The organism is Streptomyces sp. SA15 (assembly GCF_002291145.1).
Classification (GTDB): domain Bacteria; phylum Actinomycetota; class Actinomycetes; order Streptomycetales; family Streptomycetaceae; genus Streptomyces.
The window spans coordinates 1-3,849 of the sequence record NZ_NTGE01000015.1; the positions used below are offsets into that span (position 1 = coordinate 1).

Here is a 3,849-nt window from a genome sequence, read left to right on the forward strand (position 1 = left end):
AGTAGCACTCCGACCGCGCCGCCAGCTCCCGCAGCAACAGCCCGTTGCCCACACCCACCTCCAGCACCCGGCCCGGACCCAGAGCACCGATCCGCGCCACCGCCGCCGCACGCCACTCCTCCATCTCTGCCACCGCAATCGGCGCCCCGTCATAACTGCTGTTCCACGCGGCGTAGGGGTTGTCGGGGTCGTCGCGGTAGAGGGTGTCGTAGACCTCGCGCCACTCGCGTTCCTGTGCGGCCTCGCGGGCGCGTCGGTCCTCCGCGCCGGCGGCGGGGACCACGTAGCCGGCCAGGTGCCGGCCGCCGTGCGCGTCGGGGAGCGCGACGACGGCGGCCTCGGAGACGGCGGGGTGGGCGCGCAGCACGGTCTCGATCTCGGCGGTCTCGACACGGAACCCGCGGATCTTCACCTGCCCGTCCGAACGCCCCGCGAACTCCAGCACCCCGTCCGCACGCCACGCCACCACATCACCCGTGCGATACATCCGCCCCCCGCCACCGGAGAACGGATCCGCCACGAACCGCTCCGCCGTCAGCCCCGCACGCCCCGCATACCCCCGCGCCACACCCGCACCCGCCACATACAACTCACCACGCACCCCCACCGGCACCGGCCGCAACGCCCCGTCCAGCACATACACCCGGGTGTTGACCATGGGGCGGCCGATGGTGACGGGGGTGCCGGGGCGTACGGGTGCGGCGGTGGACCAGATGGTGGTCTCGGTGGGCCCGTAGAGGTTGGTCACCTCGGCCGCGGCTGCGGTCAGGTGCGCCGCCAGGTCCTCGGGCAGGGGTTCACCGCCGGTCAGGACGCGCAGGCCGGCCAGGGCCTCGGCGTGGTCGGGGACGAGGGTGCGCCACAGGGTCGGGGTGGCCTGCATCACGGTGGCGCCGCAGGAGGTGACGGCCTCGGCGAGGGCCTGCGGGTCCAGGACGGTGTCCCGGTCCGCGAGGACGACCGTGGCGCCGGTGATCAGCGGCAGGTACAGCTCCAGGGCGGCGATGTCGAACGACACGGTGGTGACGGCGAGCATGCGGTCGCCCGGCCCGAGCGGCACCCGTTCCGTCAGGTCGGTGAGGAAGTTGGTGAGGGCCCGGTGGGGGACGACGACGCCCTTGGGGCGTCCGGTGGATCCGGAGGTGTGCAGGACGTAGGCCGTGTGGTCGGGGGCGGGCGCGACCGGTTCCGCCTCGGGGGCGTCGGGCGCGGGCTCGTCCAGGCACAGTACGGGGATGTCCCGGGGCAGTTCGGTGGCCAGGTCCGCCGTGGTGAGCAGGCACACCGGCCGGACGTCGTCGAGGACCTGGCCGATCCGCTCGGCGGGGTGGTCCGGGTCCAGGGGCGCGTAGCCCGCCCCGCTGCGCAGGACGGCCAGGAGCGCGGCCGGCAGGTCGTGGGTGCGGGGCAGCAGCAGCGCGACGTGCGTCTCGGGCCCGGCGCCGAGCGCGCTGAGCCGCCGGGCCAGCCGGGCGGAGCGCCGGTCGAGTTCGGCGTACGTCAGGGTCTCGCCGGCGGCCACCACGGCGGGGGCGTCCGGAGAGCGGCGGGCCTGGGCGGCGAACAGTTCGGGCAGGCAGGTCTCGGGCAGTGGCCGGGCGGTGTCGTTGCGGGCCACCAGCAGGTCCCACCGCTCGGCGGCGGGCAGCGGATCGACGCTCGCGGGGGTGCGGTCCAGTCCCTGGGCGAGGAGTTCTAGCAGGCCGGTCAGGCGCGCGGCGAGCGCGGCGACGGTGTCGCGGTCGTACAGGTCGGTGCGGTAGCTCAGGCGCAGCCGGAACGGGCTGCCGGGCACCACCATCAGGCACAGCGGGTAGTGGGTGGCGGCGTGTTCGCCGACCTCGGTGAGCCGGATGTCTCCCGCGGTGACCTGGAGGGTGTCGGGGTCGAGCGGGTAGTTCTCGAAGATGACCATCGTGTCGAACAGTTCGGCCGGTTCCGCCAGGCTCTGGACGGCGGCCAGTCCCAGGTGCTGATGCGGCATCAGCTCGGCGTGCTGGTCCTGCAGCCGGTGCAGCGCCGCGGACAGCGGCTCGCCGGGTGCGGTGCGCAGCCGTACCGGCAGGGCGTTGGCGAACATGCCGACCATGCGCTCGGCACCGGGCAGGTCGGCGGGCCGCCCGGAGACGATCTCCCCGAAGGTGACGTCGTCCCGGCCGGTCAGGTGGCCCACGAGCAGGCCCCAGGCGCCCTGCACCAGGGTGTTGAGGGTCAGGCCGTCGGCGCGGGAGCGGGCGACGAGCGCGGCGACCAGGTCCTCGGGCAGGTCGGTGACGAGTTCGTCAGGGGTGCCGGTCGCCCGGCCCCGGGCCGGCCCGGCGACAAGAGTGCCCTCGTCGAGGCCGTCCAGGGCGGCCCGCCAGGCCGTGCGGGCGGTGTCGCCGTCTTGCCGGGCCAGCCAGGCCAGGTAGTCGCGGTAGGGCGTGGTGCCGGGCAGGGCGGAGGGGTCCGCGCCGCCGCCGTACAGCGCGAACAGTTCCTTGATCAGCAGGCCCATGGACCAGCCGTCCAGGAGCAGGTGGTGGTGGGTGAAGACCAGGCGGTGGGCGGCGGGGCCGAGCCGGAGCAGGGTGAACCGCATCAGCGGCGGGGTGGCCGGGTCGAAGCGGTCGGCGCGGTCCGCGGCGAGCAGTCGCTCGGTCTCGGCGGCACGTTCCGCCTCGGGCAGCGCGGACAGGTCCACGTTCCGCCACGGCAGCTGTACGGCACGGGGTACGACCTGGACGGGCCGCCCCTCGCGGCGCTGGTGCCGGAAGCCGGCACGCAGGTTGGGGTGGCGAGCCAGCAGGGCCTCGGCCGCGGCGCGCATGCGGTCGGCGTCCAGGGGGCCGGCGATGTCGAACCGGAACTGCACCACGTAGACGTCGTCGCCGGCCGGGTCGTCGTACCGGGAGAGGAAGAGCAGGCCCTCCTGCAGCGGCGACAGCGGGAGCACATCCTCGATACGGGACACGGTCACAGGGTTGCCTCGCCTTCCTGGCCCAGTTCGCTTTCGAAGTCGTCGATGTCCGCCTGGCTGAGGTTCACCATCGGCAGGTCGGAGGGTGAGCGCCCGCCCGCGCCCCCGGTGGCGGTGTGCGTGACCAGGGCGCGCAGCACGGCGAACCACTCCTCGGCCAGCTCCGTGATGTCCCGTTCGGTCCACAGCGCGCCGGGCCAGGACCACAGGGCGGCCAGGCGGGGTCCGTCGGGACGGTCCTGGGTGTACGCGTTGAGCTGGAGCGGCCTGCCGAACGGCAGGGCCCCGTCGACCGAGCCGCCCAGCGGCGGCGACTCGGGCGCGGGCGCCCAGTCGGCGCTGTCGGGCGGGGCGAACCGGCCGAGGTAGTTGAAGCAGATCTGAGGCCGGGCGCCTTCCGCCAGCTGCGGCGCGGTGGTGTCGTCGAGATGACGCAGCAGACCGTGGCCGATGCCGTGCCGCGGCAGCGCGCGCAGCTGCTCCTTGGCCCGTTTGACGGCCCGGCCGAGGGCCAATCCCTGGGCTCGGAGGCCGGCGGGGTCGACCCGGCCGATGTCGAGCCGGACCGGGTGCAGGCTGGTGAACCACCCGACGGTACGGGAGAGGTCCCCGCCGGTGACGTTCTCGTCGCGGCCGTGGCGCTCGACGTCGACGACGAGGGCGGTGGACCGCGAGCCGCGTGCGCGGCGCCAGGCGGTGACGGCCGCGGCCAGCGCGGTGAGCAGGATGTCGTCGATGTCCGCGTGGAAGGCGGCGGGGACGGCCGTGAGCAGCGTGCGGGTCGTCTCGGCCGGCAGCTCCAGGGTGACCAGGCGGCCGGTGGCGGCCGTGTCGCGCGCCGGGTCCGGGGGGACGGCGGTGGGCAGCGGCTCGGCCGGGCGGACGACGGA

General features: G+C 74.8%; 2 protein-coding genes. Both read right to left on the bottom strand.

Annotated elements, in window-relative coordinates; translation table 11 throughout:
* The coding region (locus CLM62_RS02365; RefSeq protein WP_179381899.1) for an amino acid adenylation domain-containing protein at positions 1–2,953 on the bottom strand (2,953 nt) is incomplete at its 3' end.
* A gap of 2 nt (positions 2,954–2,955) precedes the next feature.
* Positions 2,956–3,849: condensation domain-containing protein (locus tag CLM62_RS02370; protein WP_257003621.1), on the bottom strand; the 894-nt coding region annotated here is incomplete at its 5' end.